The following is a 16,832-nucleotide window of genomic DNA, read 5'->3' on the forward strand; positions in this document are numbered from 1 at the left end:
CGTATCGCCCTATGCCGTGAGCTCCGGACCACCTGTCATCAACGAACAGACGCGCGACCTCGGTCTGTCCGTTCACGACAGACACTCCTGCACCCACGAGCGGATCCGCTCGTGGAAGACATCCGCTCCGAACTCGTTTGCGCGCTCCACACACCGCTCAGGGCGGGAAGCAGTTGCGCGTTCCACCCCGTCAAGAAGCTCTTCGGGCGTCCACGATGCGATGATCGCCCCAGTCTCTCCATCGATGACCGACTCTGCAGCTCCTCCGACCGCGTTAGCGATGACGGGCGTACCAGCCGCCATCGCTTCGACGGGGATGATGCCGAAGTCCTCAATCGGAGCGAACACCACCGACAGTGCGCGGCGATACAGCGCGTTCAAGAGGTCCGTCGAGGGATGATCAACGAAGAATACAGAACCGGGATGGCGCATCTCGCCGATCCTGCGCAGGCGCGCCTCGTCCGGGCCGGATCCGGCCAGCACGATCGGAAGGCCCGCCGCCATGCCCGCGTCGATCACTCGTTCCAGTTGCTTGTAGGGCACGAACCGCGAAACCCCCAGAAGGAACTCACTAGGTAGGGCGTTCAGTCGAGACGTGTCGGTGGCGCTGAGCTCGGGGGCACGATGGAAACGCTCCACCGCGACCGGCGGATAGATGACGACTGACTCGCGCTCCCAGGTGTCGGAGATCCGCTGCGCGACGAAACGGCTGTTTGCGGCTATGGCGACGGGCTCCTGCGCGCGTCTGCGGTCGAGCGGCTTTAGGGCGCGGGAAACAGCTCGAGCCCCAGCGCCACCGCCGCGCCCGTCCAGCTCAGGCACCCATACGTACCGAGCCGGGGTGTGTGCATACACGAGCTTGGGTGCGCTGCGGGCAGGGCCACCGAAACGAGCGTGATGCGCGAAGAGATGACTGCTGCAAAGCACCCACTCTGCGTCCGCCGCGGGAAGCTGCCGCCAGGCAAGGGGCATTAGAGGCAGTGCCGCCGCCTTGCGTCCGCGAAGAGGAGTCCGCGCCAACCAGGTCTCTCGGACATCAGCGAAACGACCTTCGCTCGCGTTCCAGAGACAGAAGCGTTCCGCGTCGGGAAAGATGCGCCCGAGCTCCTCGAAGACGTTCTCGGACCCGCCGCGAGGGGCCAGCCATTCATGAACGAGAACGCCAGTCATGATCCCCCACCCACCGCAACAGCCTACCTGACCCGCTGCGGGCACCTCAGCGCACCCCACGCTCCCAAAGGGCTCGGGCGATGAGCTTGCGGTCGCGGGCATCGACGACGGCGCGAAGCATGATCGCGAGGATCGCGCCCAGGTAGCCTCCCGTGGTGTTCGCGACGACGTCGAGCACCGAGGCGAAGCGCGCGGCGAGGAAGGTGGCCTGAAAGAGCTCGATCGCGCCCGAGAACGCCGGGATCATGAGGATGACAGCCCACACCGCCTTGCGGGGAAGGGCAAGCGCGAGCAGGAACCCGAGCGGTACGAACATTACGATGTTCGCAGTGAACTCCAGCTTGCTGTAGCCGAACCACTCGGGGATGCCGTTTCGATGCAGCACGCCCAGGAAGCGTTCGATGGCGACGTCATAGCCGGCATCCAAGGGCGTCGGCGACAGCGTGGCAGCGAGTACGACACCGATATAGGCGATCAGACCCGCCAGCGCGATACCGAGACGCAGTCGGCTGGGAGCGGGCTTACGCGCGGACGAGTCGCTCCGCCCCCACTGCTCCAGCAAAGCTTCGGTCTCGTGCGCAGACATCGACATGCTCGTTCCCCGCCGTCCCCCGTGGCATGCGTTGAACGGCAATACTAGGGCACCGTTCCTCGAAGCGTTCTACGCCCCCGCGAGCATCGGGAGAAAGACCGCGAGCAGTAGCCCCAGGAGGACTCCTGCGTTCATCAGCGCACCGATGATCACCGTCGCCGACTGCTGGCCTCTTCCGGCGATCGCTCCGAGCACGCAGAGGATCAAGCCGATGAGCGCGATCGCGGCGGCCACGAGACCGATGAGCGGAGTACTGAGCGCTGAGGCGGTCAGGCCCCGATACATGGCGAAGGCGATGCCCAGCGGCACGGCCACCGCGATCAGAGCATCGACGATGGCGATGATCCCGAATGCGCGCGCGAGCTTCGAGACGGGGTATCGGGATGCCACCGAACGAGCGTATCGGATGGTGAACTCCGTATATGCCGACAGGGGTCGGGCCCGAAGGCCCGACCCCTGTCGGCGAAGTCCGAAGGACTTACTTGAGGATCTTGGTCACCGTGCCGGCGCCGACGGTGCGGCCACCCTCACGGATCGCGAAGCCGAGGCCCTCTTCCATGGCGATCGGCTGGATGAGCTCGACCGACATCTCCGTGGTGTCACCGGGCATGACCATCTCGGTGCCCTCGGGCAGCGTGATGACGCCGGTCACGTCCGTGGTACGGAAGTAGAACTGCGGGCGGTAGTTCGTGAAGAACGGGTTGTGACGGCCGCCCTCCTCCTTGGACAGGATGTACGCCGTGCCCTCGAAGTTGGTGTGCGGGGTGACCGAACCGGGCTTGACGACGACCTGGCCGCGCTCGACGTCGTCACGCTTGGTGCCGCGAAGGAGCAGACCACAGTTCTCGCCGGCCCACGCCTCGTCGAGCTGCTTGTGGAACATCTCGATACCGGTGACGATCGTCTTCTGCGTCGGGCGGATGCCGACGATCTCGACCTCGGAGTTGATCGCCAGCGTGCCACGCTCGGCGCGGCCCGTAACGACGGTGCCACGACCGGTGATCGTGAAGACGTCCTCGATGGGCATCAGGAACGGCTTGTCCTTGTCGCGCACCGGGTCCGGGATGGACTCGTCGACGGCCTCCATGAGCTCGACGATCGAGTTGACCCACTTCTCGTCGCCCTCGAGAGCCTTCAGGCCCGAGACGCGGACGACGGGGGCGTTGTCGCCATCGAAGTCCTGCGACGACAGCAGCTCGCGAACCTCGAGCTCGACGAGCTCCAGGATCTCCTCGTCATCGACCATGTCGCTCTTGTTCAGGGCGACGAGCAGGTACGGCACGCCGACCTGCTTGGCCAGCAGCACGTGCTCGCGGGTCTGAGCCATCGGGCCGTCGGTGGCGGCGACCACGAGGATCGCGCCGTCCATCTGAGCGGCACCGGTGATCATGTTCTTGATGTAGTCAGCGTGACCGGGAGCGTCGACGTGAGCGTAGTGACGCTTGGGCGTCTCGTACTCGACGTGCGAGATGTTGATCGTGATGCCGCGCTGGCGCTCTTCGGGAGCGGAGTCGATCGACGCGAAGTCGCGCTGCACGTTGGTGGCCGACGGGAACTTGTCGGCGAGCACCTTCGAGATCGCGGCGGTGAGCGTGGTCTTGCCGTGGTCGACGTGACCGATCGTTCCGATGTTCACGTGCGGCTTGGTCCGCTCGAACTTGGCCTTAGCCACTGGGTCCTCCTCAGGACGTCGTGTAGAGACTCCGGTCGCTGGGTTGCGACCGGCTCGCTACGGGGATTGTTCTCAGTGTAATAGAGAGGGGTCGTGTGAAGTTGTGAGCCAGAAGTGCGGACGGGACGAAACCGCCCCGTCCGCAGACGAGACCTCCGAGGAGATTACTCGCCCTTCGTCTTCTGAACGATCTCGTCCATGACATTGCGCGGGACCTCGGCGTAGCTGTCGAACTCCATGGAGTAGACAGCGCGACCGGAGGTCTTCGAACGCAGGTCACCGATGTAACCGAACATCTCGGACAGCGGGACATTGGCACGGACGACCTTGACGCCGGCCGCATCCTCCATCGACTGGATCTGGCCGCGACGGGAGTTCAGGTCGCCGATGACGTCACCCATGTACTCCTCGGGAGTACGCACCTCGACGGCCATGATCGGCTCGAGGATGACGGGGTTCGCCTTGCGGACGGCCTCCTTGAAGCCCATGGAACCCGCGATCTTGAACGCCATCTCCGAGGAGTCGACGTCGTGCGAGGCACCATCGAGCAGGATCGCCTTCACGCCCACCATGGGGAAGCCGGCGAGCACGCCGACGTTCATGGCGTCCTGGAAGCCCTGATCGGTCGGGCTGATGTACTCGCGCGGGATACGGCCACCCGTGACCTTGTTCTCGAACTCGTACGTCTTGTCCGCCGTGACCTCGAGGGGCTCCAGCGCGAACTGGATCTTGGCGAACTGACCCGAACCACCGGTCTGCTTCTTGTGCGTGTAGTCGTGACGCTCGACGGTCTTGCGGATCGTCTCGCGGTACGCGACCTGGGGCTTGCCGACGTTGGCCTCGACCTTGAACTCGCGCTTCATGCGGTCGACGAGGATGTCGAGGTGGAGCTCGCCCATGCCCTTGATGACCGTCTGACCGGTCTCGGCGTTCTGCTCGACGCGGAACGTCGGGTCCTCTTCAGCGAGCTTCTGGATCGCGAGACCCAGCTTCTCCTGGTCGGCCTTGGTCTTGGGCTCGATGGCGACCTCGATGACCGGCTCCGGGAACGTCATCGACTCGAGGACGACCTGGTTGGTGCTGTCGGAGAGGGTGTCACCGGTGGTGGTGTCCTTCAGGCCGATGACGGCGTAGATGTGACCGGCGGTCACCGAGTCGACCGGCATCTCCTTGTTGGCGTGCATCTGGAAGATCTTTCCGATGCGCTCCTTCTTGCCCTTGGTCGCGTTCACGACCTGGGCACCGGAGTCGAGGTGACCCGAGTACACGCGGATGTAGGTCAGACGACCGAAGAAGGGATGCGTGACAATCTTGAACGCGAGCGCCGCGAACGGCTCGTCGCGGTCGGCGTGACGCTCGATGACGATCTCTTCGTCCTTGGGGTCGTGCGCCTCGATGGCGGGCACGTCCAGGGGTGAGGGGAGGTAGTCGACGACCGCGTCCAGCATCGGCTGCACGCCGCGGTTCTTGAACGCGGAGCCACACAGGACCGGGTAGACCTCGGAGTTGATCGTGAGCTTGCGGATCGCGCCCTTGATCTCGGCCAGCGAGAGCTCCTCGCCGCCGAAGTACTTCTCGAGCAGCGACTCATCGCTCTCGGCGACCGTCTCGAGCAGCTTCTCGCGGTACTCGGCAGCGCGGTCGGCGAGGTCGGCCGGGATCTCCTGGATCTCGTACTTCGCACCCATCGTGACGTCACCCTTGGCATCGCCGGGCCACACCAGAGCGCGCATCTCGACGAGGTCGATGACACCGACGAAGTCGTTCTCGGCACCGATGGGCAGCTGCAGCACGAGCGGCTTGGCCTTCAGGCGGTTCACGATCGTGTCGACGGTGAAGTAGAAGTCGGCGCCCAGCTTGTCCATCTTGTTGACGAAGCAGATGCGCGGCACGTCGTACTTGTCGGCCTGACGCCACACCGTCTCGGACTGGGGCTCGACGCCCTCCTTGCCGTCGAAGACGGCGACGGCGCCGTCGAGCACGCGAAGCGAGCGCTCGACCTCGACCGTGAAGTCGACGTGGCCGGGGGTGTCGATGATGTTGATCTGGTTCTTGTTCCAGAAGCAGGTCACAGCGGCGGAGGTGATCGTGATGCCACGCTCCTGCTCCTGCTCCATCCAGTCGGTGGTCGCAGCGCCGTCGTGCGTCTCACCGATCTTGTGGTTGACGCCCGTGTAGAAGAGGATGCGCTCGGTCGTCGTCGTCTTGCCGGCATCGATGTGCGCCATGATGCCGATGTTGCGGACCTTGTTGAGGTCGGTGAGCACTTCTTGTGCCACGGGGATGTCCTTACGTGTTGTCGGGTGCGCCGGCCGGGGCGGTGGCCCGGCCGGCGCCGAGCTGCTGATTACCAGCGGTAGTGCGCGAAGGCGCGGTTCGACTCGGCCATCTTGTGGGTGTCTTCGCGGCGCTTGACCGCGGCACCGAGGCCGTTCGAGGCGTCGAGGATCTCGTTCTGCAGACGCTCGGTCATCGTCTTCTCACGACGACCCTTCGCGTAGCTGACGAGCCAGCGCAGCGCCAGGGTGTTCGCTCGGTGCGGCTTAACCTCGACCGGCACCTGGTAGGTCGAGCCACCGACGCGGCGGCTCTTGACCTCGAGGGTGGGACGGACATTGTCGAGCGCCTTCTTCAGCGTCGCGACCGCGTCCTGGCCGTTCTTGGCCTCGACGCCGCGGAGCGCCGTGTAGACGATCGACTCGGCGAGGGACTTCTTGCCGTCGACGAGGATCTTGTTGACGAGCTGGCTGACGATCGGTGCGCCGTAGACCGGGTCGTTGACGACCGGACGCTTCGGGGCGGGACCCTTACGAGGCATCTAACTCAACCCTTCTTCGCGCCGTAGCGGCTACGGGCCTGCTTGCGGTTCTTGACGGCCTGGGTGTCCAGGGCGCCACGAACGATCTTGTAACGCACACCGGGGAGGTCCTTCACACGACCGCCGCGCACCAGCACGAGCGAGTGCTCCTGCAGGTTGTGGCCCTCGCCGGGGATGTAGGCGGTGACCTCGGTGCCGTTGCGGAGCTTCACACGAGCGACCTTGCGCATCGCCGAGTTCGGCTTCTTCGGGGTGGTGGTGTACACGCGGGTGCAGACACCGGCCTGCTGCGGGTTCGACTTCAGCGCGGGAGCCTTGGTCTTGGTGACCTTCGGCGTGCGCCCCTTGCGAACCAACTGCTGAATAGTTGGCACGTTCTCTCCTTGTCAGTGCTGCACGGTGACAGCGTCGTGGTCTCCCCCGCTCCGACGGATTCTTGCGATTCGTGTCGGAGAGGGCTCACGCGGACCCACCGGGGCGGCAGAATGACTGACGCCCGTTTCGTTGGTGGATATGCCGTGGGGGTGGCCTGTTCGCAGGCCGTTCCCTGAGATGGTGTGCTCCCGTTCACCCTGTTCGTGCCGGGCACGACGCAGGGCGCGCGCGAGCGCACACCCGCTCAATGATACGCGCCGAATCGGGATGCGGTCAAACGACCGCGATCATGCGTCCGCGCGCACGATGCGCAGCTCCGCGTCGCCCAGGAGGAAACGCTCCGTCACCTCGTGCTCGGTGCCCGGCGCGACGTCGATCTCCTCCTGTGCGGCGAACACGACGACGCCGTTCGTGGAGTCCAGATCGCTCACCATCCAGGCATCCGCACGACGACGAAGCAGGGCGTGCGTCTTGGAGACCGTGCGCGTGTCGTCGACGACGGTCACCAGCTGCGCGCCGGGTGCGGCGTGGACGGGGACGGGCCGACGCCCCAGCACGACGGCATCGCCGGTGAGCTCCATGGGCGATCCGTCGGGCAGCAGGAGCGCCCACTTGGGCCGACGACGCGAGGCGATGACGGTGTCCTCGACGATGTCGCCGACGCCGGGCCGCGATGCGGCGACGGATGCGGCCGCCGGCCGCGGCATGCCCGCGATCGGCGCTCCGGCCACCGCCGACACCTCGCCCGAGGCTTCGGGGAACGCGTCGGGCTCGGCGACGAAGGACTCCCGCAGCACGGGAGGTGCCGCGGGCGGCACGAACGAGTCGGACGGCGCCGATTCCGCCGCCGCGGGCGTCTCCGGCTCCACCCACGCCGGCGTCGCGGCCGCGGGTGCGGCCTCCTCCTCGACGATGGCCGGCTGCCACCAGGACATCACCGGAGCGGGCTCGGCCGAGGCCGGCGCGACGTAGGGATCGTCGACAGGAGCCGCGGGCGCATCGGCGACAGGCGGCGCGTAGGGATCGGCGGCGGGCGTCGGGAACGCGTCGTAGGCAGGGGCTGCCGGCGCCGACGGAACGTAGGGGTCTGCGACGGGCGCGGGGACTGCAGGTGCGGCGTAGGCGCCCGGTGCGGGCGCCGCGTAGGGATCGACCGCAGGCGCACCAGCGGGTGCGGCGTACGGGTCCGCGGGAGCCGCGGCGTAGGGCTCAGCCGGCGCGTAGGGATCAGCGGCGGGTGCCGACGGCGCGGGCGGCAGAGGCGGCTCGCCCCATGCTCCGGCGATGGGCATGGCTGCGGTGGCGGGGGCCGCTGCCGGGGCACCGGGCGCAGGCGGCGCCGGAGGGATCCATGCCGAGGGCGACGGCACGTCGCGGCGGGCGCCGAACTCGTCGGCGGCCGGGGCGTACTGCGGCGCGAATCCGAGAAGGTCCTCGACTCCGCCTGCCGCCTGGCGCGGAGCACCTTGCTCGATCGGCCTGGCGGAACCGAAGCCCAGAACGCTCGCCCAGACGGGGAACAGCAAGGCGGCCAGCACCGTCATGCCCACGCCCTGTCCGAACATGACGTTCACGCGATGCGCGGCGGTGATGAAGGCGACGTAGACGAAGATCTGCCCGAAGAACGGGATGAGGTAGAGCAGGAGGAGCCAGGGGCTCAGACCGCCGATGATGAACAGGACCGCGACGTTGTAGACCGGGATCCAGGCCTTCCAGCCCTCGATGCCGAGCTTCGCGTACACCCGTGACAGCGCGAGCGCCCCCCAGACGTAGACCAGGAGCGACGGCACGAGCGACACGAGCACGAGGAGCACGACGGTTCCTGCGTCGGGGACCAACGGCGAGGAGTAAGCGGCGACGAGTGCGTTGAGCATGGATGAACTGCCTCAGGGAGTGGGACCGTCGAGGTCTCTGGGGTCGAAAGGAACGTCGAGCGAACGCGTCAACTCTTCCAGCATGGCGGTGATCTGCGGTTCTACATACTTCGCGACCGCTGCTTGGATGCGGATGCGGTGATGCAACAGCACCTGGCATACTTCGCGTCCGATCAGGTTCGCGTAGTCGTCGGCCAGCGCCACCTCGTGACGCAGCGCTGCCTTCGCCTCATCGGACAGCGGAGGGAGCGCGGGGATGCCCGCATCCGCATCGGCGGCCATGCCCGCCAGCGTGAAGAGGAAGGGCGCACCCGGGATCGGGTCCGGGTCCAGCGGCAGTCCGTCGTACTCGGGCTCGAGGTCCTCCGTGGGTCGGTAACTGCGGGCCCTGTTGCGAGTCGCCTGCTGGTCGAGCTCGGACTGGAGCAGGGGGAGATTGCGCGCCGTGTACTCCGCGACGGCGTGGTCGACGACCGTCTTCAGGCGGGTGGACAAGCCGTGCTGCACGGCATGGGGTACGTCGCCGCCAAGGCCTGCGGCCGAGAGGATCGGCGAGCCCAGGCAACGGCGGCACACCGCGAGACGCCCGCGGTGCGTCGCCGGCTCCCAGCGGGGCAGCCAACGCAGCCAGGCGTCGACGGCCTGGCTCACCTGCGTCTCGAGCGAGCGCTCCACGCTCTAAAGGTAGCCGCCACCCGCGTCTTTCCGCGGGAAATCCACGCATCCGGTCGGTCGAGTCCGCGATCAGACCTCGTCAGGGCCCTCCCAGGGCCACCGCGGACGCCCGGCGTGGGTACGGACGAGCGCGATCGCGCACCACGCGGCTGTTGCCGCCGCGATACCCACCACGCCCCCTTGCCACCCGGTCAGCAGACGAGCCATGAGCGAGAGCCCCACCGCCACATCCTCTGACGCGACGGCGCCCGCGACTCCGGCGCTGAGGCTGTACCCGAACCACACGGCGACCGCGACGAACAGCGCCCCGGTGTAGGCGGGGTTGCCCGGCCTGAGCACGAAGGCTGTGCCACCGGCGTAGACGCCGCAGGCGACGACGACTCCGACGATTCCGGGCGCCTGCCCGACACCCGCCACCGGAACGACCTCGACGTCCGCGAGCAGGCTCACCATCCCGAACGCGGCGATCATCAGGGCGAAGAACCCCGCGAGCGTCAGTGCGATGGCGACAGCCGGACGCACCGGCGGAGTGCGCGGTGCGTCCGGCTGCGACATCAGACCTGGTGGAGCTGCGGGCCCGCTTCGAGGGTGCGCTCGTACTCGCGCTGCGCCTCGTCGTTGAGCGCGGTGACGCGGCGTCCGCGGGCGGCGACCCACGCACCGAACCACACCGTCAGCTCACGACCGAGCACGAAGGCGAGGATCGGCAACGGGGAGAACAGCGAGACCTGCATGAGCTCCGCCCCCTGGCGGGCGGTCAGCTCCCAGAACGGCGCCTGGAACAGGATGCCGAGAAGGGAGCCCGCGTACGCGGCGACGCCGACGAGCAGGCCCCAGATGACCCAGTGGGCCCAGCGCGCACGGTTGAGGATCGCGCCGAGGAACCAGAAGCCGAGGTAGAAGACGACCACCGGCATCCAGAAGGTCCACGAGCCGATCAGGGAGAGGGCGAGCTCGGCGGGGTCGTTCTCCACGGTGCCCAGACCGCCGTAGAAGTAGCCGAAGGCGAAGAGCACGCCGAACGACAGGACGGCGAAGGCGAGGGCGGCAAGCAGGCCGATCGCACCCGCGGCACCGCGGTTGCCGCGGGGACGGGGCGCCTCCGGCGCCTGCACGAAGATCGGCTGAGCAGCGGCGCTGGTGTAGGCCGGCTCCGGCGCCGCGACCGGGGCCACCGTCGTCGCTGCGGCAGCAGCCGGAATGGCCGTCGTCGCAGCGGGCTCGGGGTCCATGGGGACGGTCTCCGGGCGGTCGTACCAGGGGACGTCGTCGTCGGCACGGCCTTGGTCGGTCGTCGCCTCGGTCACGACGACCTCCTCGACGACACGCTCGCCGTCGGAGGTCGGGGTCTCGACGACCACCACGTCCTCCTCGACGACGTGCTCGGAGGCGACGTCCTGCTCTCCGGTCGCCGTGCGCTGAGCGGCCTCCGCGTCGGCCAGGGCCTCGTTCGCGTTGCCCACGACGTCGTCCACGACGACGGTCGGCTCCTCCACGGGTTCGCCGGCCGAGGGCGTCTTCTGCTCGGTCATCGCTGTCGCTCCTTCAGCGGGGGTGCACATCCGCTTCCCGAGGGTAACGCCGGGTCGCGTCGGGCCGGGTCAGGCGCGCGGCGCGCGGCGATCCGTGCGGCTAACCTGACCCCATGACGCTGCGCCATCGTTCGAAGACCACCCTGCTCGCGGCGTCCTGTTCTCTTCTCGCTCTGCTGGTCCTCGCGGGCTGCGCACCGGATCCCTCGCCTGCACCGACCGGCTCCACGCTCGGCCCGTCGTCCTCGGCCACGCCGACTCCGACGGCAACCCCGACACCCACGGCGAGCCCCGTGGCGATTCCCACGGACTGCCGCGAGATCCTCTCCGACGCGGTGCTCGCTCAGCTTGCCGACGTGCCGCTCAACGACCCGGCATTCGGGGCGGCCGGTGCGCAGGCCGACGGCAGCCTCACCTGTATCTGGGGAAGCCCCGCGACCGACACCGGCAGGCTCACGACCACGATCTCGAAGAAGTCGCGCGGACCGGCTCTCGACATGCTCAATGCGCTCGTCGGCGAGGGCTTCAGCTGCTACACCCCGAACAACGGAACCCGGTGCGAGAAGGTCTGGGTGGACCCGCAGTACCCGGTCAACGACGGGCGCACGCTGTTCTGGCGCGACGACGTACTGATCGACACGCAGTACGTCGGGCTCGCGCCGTCCGGCTACACGGATGCGGTCATCTCGCGCGTCTTCGACTGAGCGCGCTCAGCTCGGCCAGAGCTGCAGCGCGACGCGTTCCGTGTAGCGGTCGGGGTGCCACCCCGTGAACACGCTGGCCAGCCACGTGCCGTCTCGGATGACCTGGTCCTCCGAGCCCTCCGCGGTCGCCAGCCGGCAACGCACGCCGTCGCCGAAGTCGCCGCACGCGTAGCCCGCCGTCTCCAGTGTCGAGCGGGCGAGACGGGCGGCGTCCGCATCCACCTTCGCCACCGTCGTCACGATGGAACCGGTGTTGATACCGGTGAACGTGCACGACACCGTCACTTCGGGTGCGAGCGAGGCCTCCAGCGTCGTCGCTGAGACGCGCGGCGCACTCGCGTCCTGCACCGGCACTCCCCCGGCGCGCTGGGTGAGTTCCGCCCACAGTGCCTCCGTGTAGAGGCCCTGGCACAGCGGGGTCGACGAGACGGGCTGAGGGGCGACCGTCTCCCCCTGAGCGACCGGGGCGGATGTGGAGGAGCGCAGGGTGTCGCCGAGCATCTGGATGCCCGCTGGGATCGCCGGGATCGCAAGGACCACCAGCGCCGCCACCACGGCAGCACTGCCGAGCCCCACGACCCACGCCATGAAGCTGTTGCGACCGCCGATCCGTGCCACGCCGACCTCCCCCGTCCACGCTACGCGTCGCATCCCGCGAAGCGAGGCAGCGGCACGCGGCCTCAGACGCGGGCGGGGACGTGATCGGCGATCCAGCCGTGGACGAGCCCCATGAACCCCGCGTGGTCGTCGCGGAAGACGGTGTGCCCCGACCCCGGCAGCACCGTGACGGTGAGCCCGTCACCGCGCATGGCCGCGGCGACAGTACGGGTGATCAGCAGGCTCTTCTCGGCCAGCACGACGAGACTCGGCTGCCGGGGCCGACGCGGCGCGACGAGGGCACGGGTGTCGGCGAGGCCGAGGATGGTGCGCTTGTCCCAGGCCTGCAACGATGACAGCTCGAGGTCGATGTCCTGCGTGCTCCAGCCGGGGTTCATGCGCCGCAGCATCGCCCGACGCGGCTTCGGGGCGACGGCGAAGGCGAGCTTGTACGCGAGCCCTCGCACTCCACGCGGAAAGGCGAAGGCGGGGTCCACGTAGACGGCGGCGCGGGGCGCGAGCCGCTCGGCCACCATGCTCGCCACGAGTGCTCCGAGGGAGTGCCCGACGATCAGATCCGGCGCATCATGCCCCAGCATCGGCTCCAGCGTCTCGATGACATCCTCGGCCCAGGCGGCCGGCGAGTAGCTCCGAGCGCGGGGGCTCCGGCCGTGTCCGGCCAGGTCGACGGCGAGCACACGGAAGCCGGCCGCCTCGAGGTCGTCGCTCACGCGGTGCCACGCCCGTGAGTCGGACATGATGCCGTGGATGAGGATCGCGGTGCGCGCACCGGAGCCAGAGGAGCGAACAGCGAGCTGCATGCCGGAACGGTAGCCCGCGGGGCTTGGCGCGAGCCGAATGCCTGCTGTGCGGACGGGGAACGACGAAGGCCCCCGAGCCGGAGCTCGGGGGCCTTCGTCGTCAGTCGGGGATCAGTTATAGGTCCCGGGCGTGAAGTCGTCCGTCGAGAAGCTGTCGAAGTCGACGTAGCTCAGGTCGGAGTCGCTGTACGCACCGTCCGAGGCGAAGATGCGGTTGGGGTACCGCTCGCTCTTGGCCTCTTCGGTCGCCTCGACCGTGACATTGCGGTACTTCGACAGGCCGGTCCCCGCGGGGATCAGCTTTCCGATGATCACGTTCTCCTTCAGGCCCACGAGCGGGTCGCTCTTGCCCTCCATCGCGGCCTGCGTCAGAACGCGGGTTGTCTCCTGGAAGGAAGCGGCCGACAGCCACGACTCGGTCGCGAGCGAGGCCTTCGTGATACCCATCAGCTCCGGGCGGCCCGACGCGGGGCGCTTGCCCTCGGCGACGGATGCACGGTTGATGTCGATGAAGCGACGCGAGTCGACCATCTCGCCGGGCAGCAGCGTGGTGTCGCCGTGGTCGACCACGGTGACCTTGCGCAGCATCTGACGGACGATGACCTCGATGTGCTTGTCGTGGATCGGGACACCCTGCGACCGGTACACGCCCTGGACACCGCCGACGAGGTACTTCTGCACCTCGCGGGCGCCCATGACGCGCATGATCTCCTTCGGGTCGAGCGTGCCGACCTGGAGGGGCTGACCGACCTCGACGCGCTGGCCGTCCTCGACGAGCAGGGTGGCGCGCTTGAGCACGGGGTAGACGTGCGGCTCGTCACCGTTGTCCGGCGTGAGGATGACCTTCTTCTGCTTCTCGGTCTCTTCGATCGTGATGCGACCGTCGGCCTCCGCGATGGGCGAGGAACCCTTGGGGGTACGCGCCTCGAAGAGCTCCTGCACGCGGGGCAGACCCTGCGTGATGTCCTCAGCGGATGCCGAACCACCGGTGTGGAAGGTACGCATCGTCAGCTGGGTACCGGGCTCACCGATCGACTGGGCCGCGATGATGCCGACGGCCTCGCCGATGTCGACGACCTTGCCGGTCGCGAGCGAGCGGCCGTAGCACTTCGCGCACACACCCACGGCGGAGTCGCAGGTCAGGACCGAGCGCACCTTGATGGAGGTGACGCCGCCCTCGACCAGGCGGTTGATGAGCACGTCGCCCACATCCGAACCGGCCTCGGCGAGAACCTCACCGCTCGGGCTGACCACGTCCGCGGCGAGCGTACGGGCGAACACCGAGTTCTCGACGTTGGCGTCCTTGATGAGCACCCCGTCGGCACCCGCGGCGGCGATGGGCAGCTCCAGACCCTTGGTCGTGGCGCAGTCCTCCTCGCGGATGATGACGTCCTGCGACACGTCGACGAGTCGACGCGTCAGGTAACCCGAGTCGGCGGTACGCAGAGCGGTGTCGGCGAGACCCTTACGGGCACCGTGGGTCGCGATGAAGTACTCGGCCACGCTCAGCCCCTCGCGGTACGAGGAGATGATCGGGCGGGCGATGATCTCACCCTTCGGGTTGTTCACCAGACCACGCATACCCGCGATATTGCGGATCTGCAGCCAGTTACCACGGGCGCCCGAGCTCACCATCCGGTTGATGGTGTTGTCGGCCGGGAAGTGGCTCTTCATGGCCGCCTGGACCTCGTCGGTCGCAGCCGTCCAGATCTTGATGAGCTCCTGACGACGCTCGGCGTCGGTCGTGAGGCCCTTCTCGTACTGGGACTGGACCTTCGCGGCCTGCTTCTCGTAGCCCGCGATGATGTCCGCCTTGTTCGGCGGGGTCAGCACGTCGCTGAGCGCAACGGTCACACCCGAACGCGTGGCCCAGTAGAAGCCGGCGTCCTTGATGCGGTCCAGGGATGCGGCGACCTCGACCTTGGGGTACTCCTCGGCCAGCTTGTTGACGATCTGCGACAGCTTGCCCTTGTCGGCCTGTTCGCGCACGAACGGGTAGCCCTTGGGAAGGGTGTCGTTGAAGATCGCCTGACCGAGCGAGGCGTCGACGAGACCGTGGCGCTCGTAGCCCTCGGGGGCTTCGCCCTCGAGGAAGGTCAGACCGGGAACGCGGATGCGGACCTTGGCCTGCAGGTCGAGGGTGCCCTCGTCCTTGGCCAGGATCGCCTCACCGACCGAACCGAACACGCGGCCCTCACCGACGGCACCCTCCTTGACCGTGGTCAGGTGGTGGAGACCGATGATCATGTCCTGCGAGGGCAGGGTGACCGGACGGCCGTCCGACGGCTTCAGGATGTTGTTCGAGGCGAGCATCAGGATGCGGGCCTCGGCCTGCGCCTCGACCGACAGCGGCAGGTGCACAGCCATCTGGTCACCGTCGAAGTCCGCGTTGAAGGCGGCACACACGAGCGGGTGGAGCTGGATGGCCTTACCCTCGACGAGCTGCGGCTCGAACGCCTGGATGCCCAGACGGTGCAGCGTGGGAGCACGGTTGAGGAGCACCGGGCGCTCGCGGATGATCTCCTCGAGCACGTCCCAGACCTCGGGACGCGTACGCTCGACGGCGCGCTTCGCGGCCTTGATGTTCTGCGAGTGACCGAGGTCGATCAGGCGCTTGATCACGAACGGCTTGAACAGCTCCAGGGCCATCTGCTTGGGCAGACCACACTGGTGCAGCTTGAGCTGCGGGCCGACGATGATGACCGAACGGCCCGAGTAGTCGACGCGCTTGCCGAGCAGGTTCTGACGGAACCGACCCTGCTTACCCTTCAGCATGTCGCTGAGGGACTTGAGGGCGCGGTTGCCGGTGCCCGTGACCGGGCGACCACGACGACCGTTGTCGAACAGCGCGTCGACGGCCTCCTGCAGCATCCGCTTCTCGTTGTTGACGATGATCTCGGGAGCACCGAGGTCGATCAGACGGCGAAGACGGTTGTTGCGGTTGATCACGCGACGGTAGAGGTCGTTCAGGTCGCTGGTGGCGAAGCGGCCGCCGTCGAGCTGGACCATCGGACGCAGCTCCGGCGGGATGACCGGGACGACGTCCAGAACCATCGATGCCGGCGACATACCGGTCGACAGGAACGAGTTGACGACCTTGAGGCGCTTGATCGCACGGATCTTGCGCTGGCCCTTGCCCTCGGAGATCTGCAGACGCAGGCTGTCGGCCTCGGCGGCCAGGTCGAAGCTCTCCAGACGGCGCTTGATCGACTCCGCGCCCATGTGCGCCTCGAAGTACTGACCGAAGCGGTCGACGAGCTCGTTGAAGATCTCGTCCTCGGGCTTCAGGGCGCCGACCTCGAGGGAGCGGAACTCCTCCCAGACGCGCTCGAGCTTGGCGATCTGCTCGTCACCGCGCTTGCGGATGAGAGCCATCTCCTTCTCGGCCGCATCCTTGGCCTTCTTCTTGGCGTCGGCCTTGGCGTCCTCGGCCTCGAGAGTCGCGAGCTCCTCCTCGAGGGCCGCCAGGCGAGCAGCCACACGGGCGTCGCGGCGGTCGCCGAGGTTCTTGATCTCGAGACGCAGGTTGTTCTCGTGGGTGGGGAGGTCGCGGTGGCGGCCCTCCTCATCGACGGAGATCACCATGTAGGCGGCGAAGTAGATGACCTTCTCGAGGTCCTTCGGCGCCATGTCGAGCAGGTAGCCCAAGCGCGAGGGGACGCCCTTGAAGTACCAGATGTGGGTGACGGGCGCGGCGAGCTCGATGTGGCCCATGCGCTCGCGGCGGACGGAGCTCTTGGTGACCTCCACGCCGCAGCGCTCGCAGACGATGCCCTTGAAGCGGACGCGCTTGTACTTGCCGCAGGCGCACTCCCAGTCGCGCGAGGGTCCGAAGATCTGCTCGCCGAACAGACCGTCCTTCTCGGGCTTCAGGGTGCGGTAGTTGATCGTCTCGGGCTTCTTGACCTCGCCGAAGGACCAACGACGGATGTCGTCGGCCGTGGCCAGCCCGATGCGGATCTGGTCGAAAGTGGTGGATTCGAGCACTGGTTCTCCTGTGTG

Annotated in this window: 15 protein-coding genes; 1 reads left to right on the forward strand and 14 read right to left on the reverse strand. The window is 67.6% G+C overall.

Going from position 1 to position 16,832, the window contains the following annotated elements; translation table 11 throughout:
- Positions 1-72 precede the first annotated feature (72 nt).
- The 11 genes from EHF32_RS10135 to EHF32_RS10185 all read right to left on the reverse strand — a co-directional run bounded on the left by EHF32_RS10135 (position 73) and on the right by EHF32_RS10185 (position 10,708).
- Positions 73-1,170 (reverse strand): glycosyltransferase, encoded by a 1,098-nt coding sequence (locus EHF32_RS10135; protein ID WP_137418061.1) that lies wholly within the window; start codon positions 1,168-1,170, stop codon positions 73-75.
- Between the two features lie 46 nt (positions 1,171-1,216).
- A complete protein-coding gene (locus tag EHF32_RS10140) occupies positions 1,217-1,756 on the reverse strand; it encodes a VanZ family protein (RefSeq protein ID WP_161594088.1) in 540 nt (179 codons plus the stop codon).
- A 75-nt stretch (positions 1,757-1,831) separates the two neighbouring features.
- Complete coding sequence (locus EHF32_RS10145; RefSeq protein WP_137418063.1) at positions 1,832-2,152, reverse strand: hypothetical protein; 321 nt, start codon at positions 2,150-2,152, stop codon at positions 1,832-1,834.
- A gap of 88 nt (positions 2,153-2,240) precedes the next feature.
- Positions 2,241-3,434 (reverse strand): elongation factor Tu, encoded by a 1,194-nt coding sequence (tuf, locus tag EHF32_RS10150; protein WP_137418064.1) that lies wholly within the window; start codon positions 3,432-3,434, stop codon positions 2,241-2,243.
- Positions 3,435-3,598: 164 nt separating this feature from the next.
- The gene (fusA, locus tag EHF32_RS10155; RefSeq protein WP_137418065.1) at positions 3,599-5,713 is read right to left on the reverse strand and encodes an elongation factor G; all 2,115 of its coding nucleotides are present in this window, start codon (positions 5,711-5,713) and stop codon (positions 3,599-3,601) included.
- A gap of 68 nt (positions 5,714-5,781) precedes the next feature.
- Positions 5,782-6,252: a 30S ribosomal protein S7 gene (rpsG, locus tag EHF32_RS10160; RefSeq protein ID WP_137418066.1), complete on the reverse strand. Its 471-nt coding sequence runs from the start codon at positions 6,250-6,252 to the stop codon at positions 5,782-5,784.
- A gap of 5 nt (positions 6,253-6,257) precedes the next feature.
- On the reverse strand, positions 6,258-6,626 hold the full coding sequence (gene rpsL / locus EHF32_RS10165; RefSeq protein WP_036318318.1) for a 30S ribosomal protein S12: 369 nt from the start codon (positions 6,624-6,626) through the stop codon (positions 6,258-6,260).
- Between the two features lie 288 nt (positions 6,627-6,914).
- Complete coding sequence (locus EHF32_RS10170) at positions 6,915-8,501, reverse strand: DUF5684 domain-containing protein (RefSeq protein ID WP_137418067.1); 1,587 nt, start codon at positions 8,499-8,501, stop codon at positions 6,915-6,917.
- A 12-nt stretch (positions 8,502-8,513) separates the two neighbouring features.
- Complete coding sequence (locus EHF32_RS10175; RefSeq protein WP_137418068.1) at positions 8,514-9,176, reverse strand: spermidine/putrescine ABC transporter substrate-binding protein; 663 nt, start codon at positions 9,174-9,176, stop codon at positions 8,514-8,516.
- A 69-nt stretch (positions 9,177-9,245) separates the two neighbouring features.
- The gene (locus EHF32_RS10180) at positions 9,246-9,731 is read right to left on the reverse strand and encodes a hypothetical protein (protein ID WP_137418069.1); all 486 of its coding nucleotides are present in this window, start codon (positions 9,729-9,731) and stop codon (positions 9,246-9,248) included.
- Complete coding sequence (locus EHF32_RS10185) at positions 9,731-10,708, reverse strand: ABC transporter (protein ID WP_137418070.1); 978 nt, start codon at positions 10,706-10,708, stop codon at positions 9,731-9,733. The genes EHF32_RS10180 and EHF32_RS10185 overlap by 1 nt, the downstream gene beginning before the upstream one ends.
- 113 nt (positions 10,709-10,821) lie before the next feature.
- Between EHF32_RS10185 and EHF32_RS10190 the strand changes: the two genes are divergently transcribed.
- The gene (locus EHF32_RS10190; RefSeq protein WP_137418071.1) at positions 10,822-11,412 is read left to right on the forward strand and encodes a hypothetical protein; all 591 of its coding nucleotides are present in this window, start codon (positions 10,822-10,824) and stop codon (positions 11,410-11,412) included.
- A gap of 6 nt (positions 11,413-11,418) precedes the next feature.
- On the opposite strand, the gene EHF32_RS10195 is transcribed toward EHF32_RS10190, so the two are convergent.
- From EHF32_RS10195 to rpoC, 3 genes are all read right to left on the reverse strand, one after another.
- On the reverse strand, positions 11,419-12,030 hold the full coding sequence (locus tag EHF32_RS10195) for a hypothetical protein (RefSeq protein ID WP_161594089.1): 612 nt from the start codon (positions 12,028-12,030) through the stop codon (positions 11,419-11,421).
- 62 nt (positions 12,031-12,092) lie between these two features.
- Positions 12,093-12,830 carry an alpha/beta fold hydrolase gene (locus EHF32_RS10200; protein ID WP_137418073.1) on the reverse strand — a complete coding sequence of 246 codons (738 nt, stop codon included), beginning with the start codon at positions 12,828-12,830 and terminating at the stop codon, positions 12,093-12,095.
- A gap of 111 nt (positions 12,831-12,941) precedes the next feature.
- Complete coding sequence (gene rpoC / locus EHF32_RS10205; protein ID WP_137418074.1) at positions 12,942-16,817, reverse strand: DNA-directed RNA polymerase subunit beta'; 3,876 nt, start codon at positions 16,815-16,817, stop codon at positions 12,942-12,944.
- Positions 16,818-16,832: the final 15 nt, after the last annotated feature.

The organism is Microbacterium sp. RG1, assembly GCF_005347485.1.
GTDB classification, from domain to species: Bacteria; Actinomycetota; Actinomycetes; order Actinomycetales; family Microbacteriaceae; genus Microbacterium; species Microbacterium binotii_A.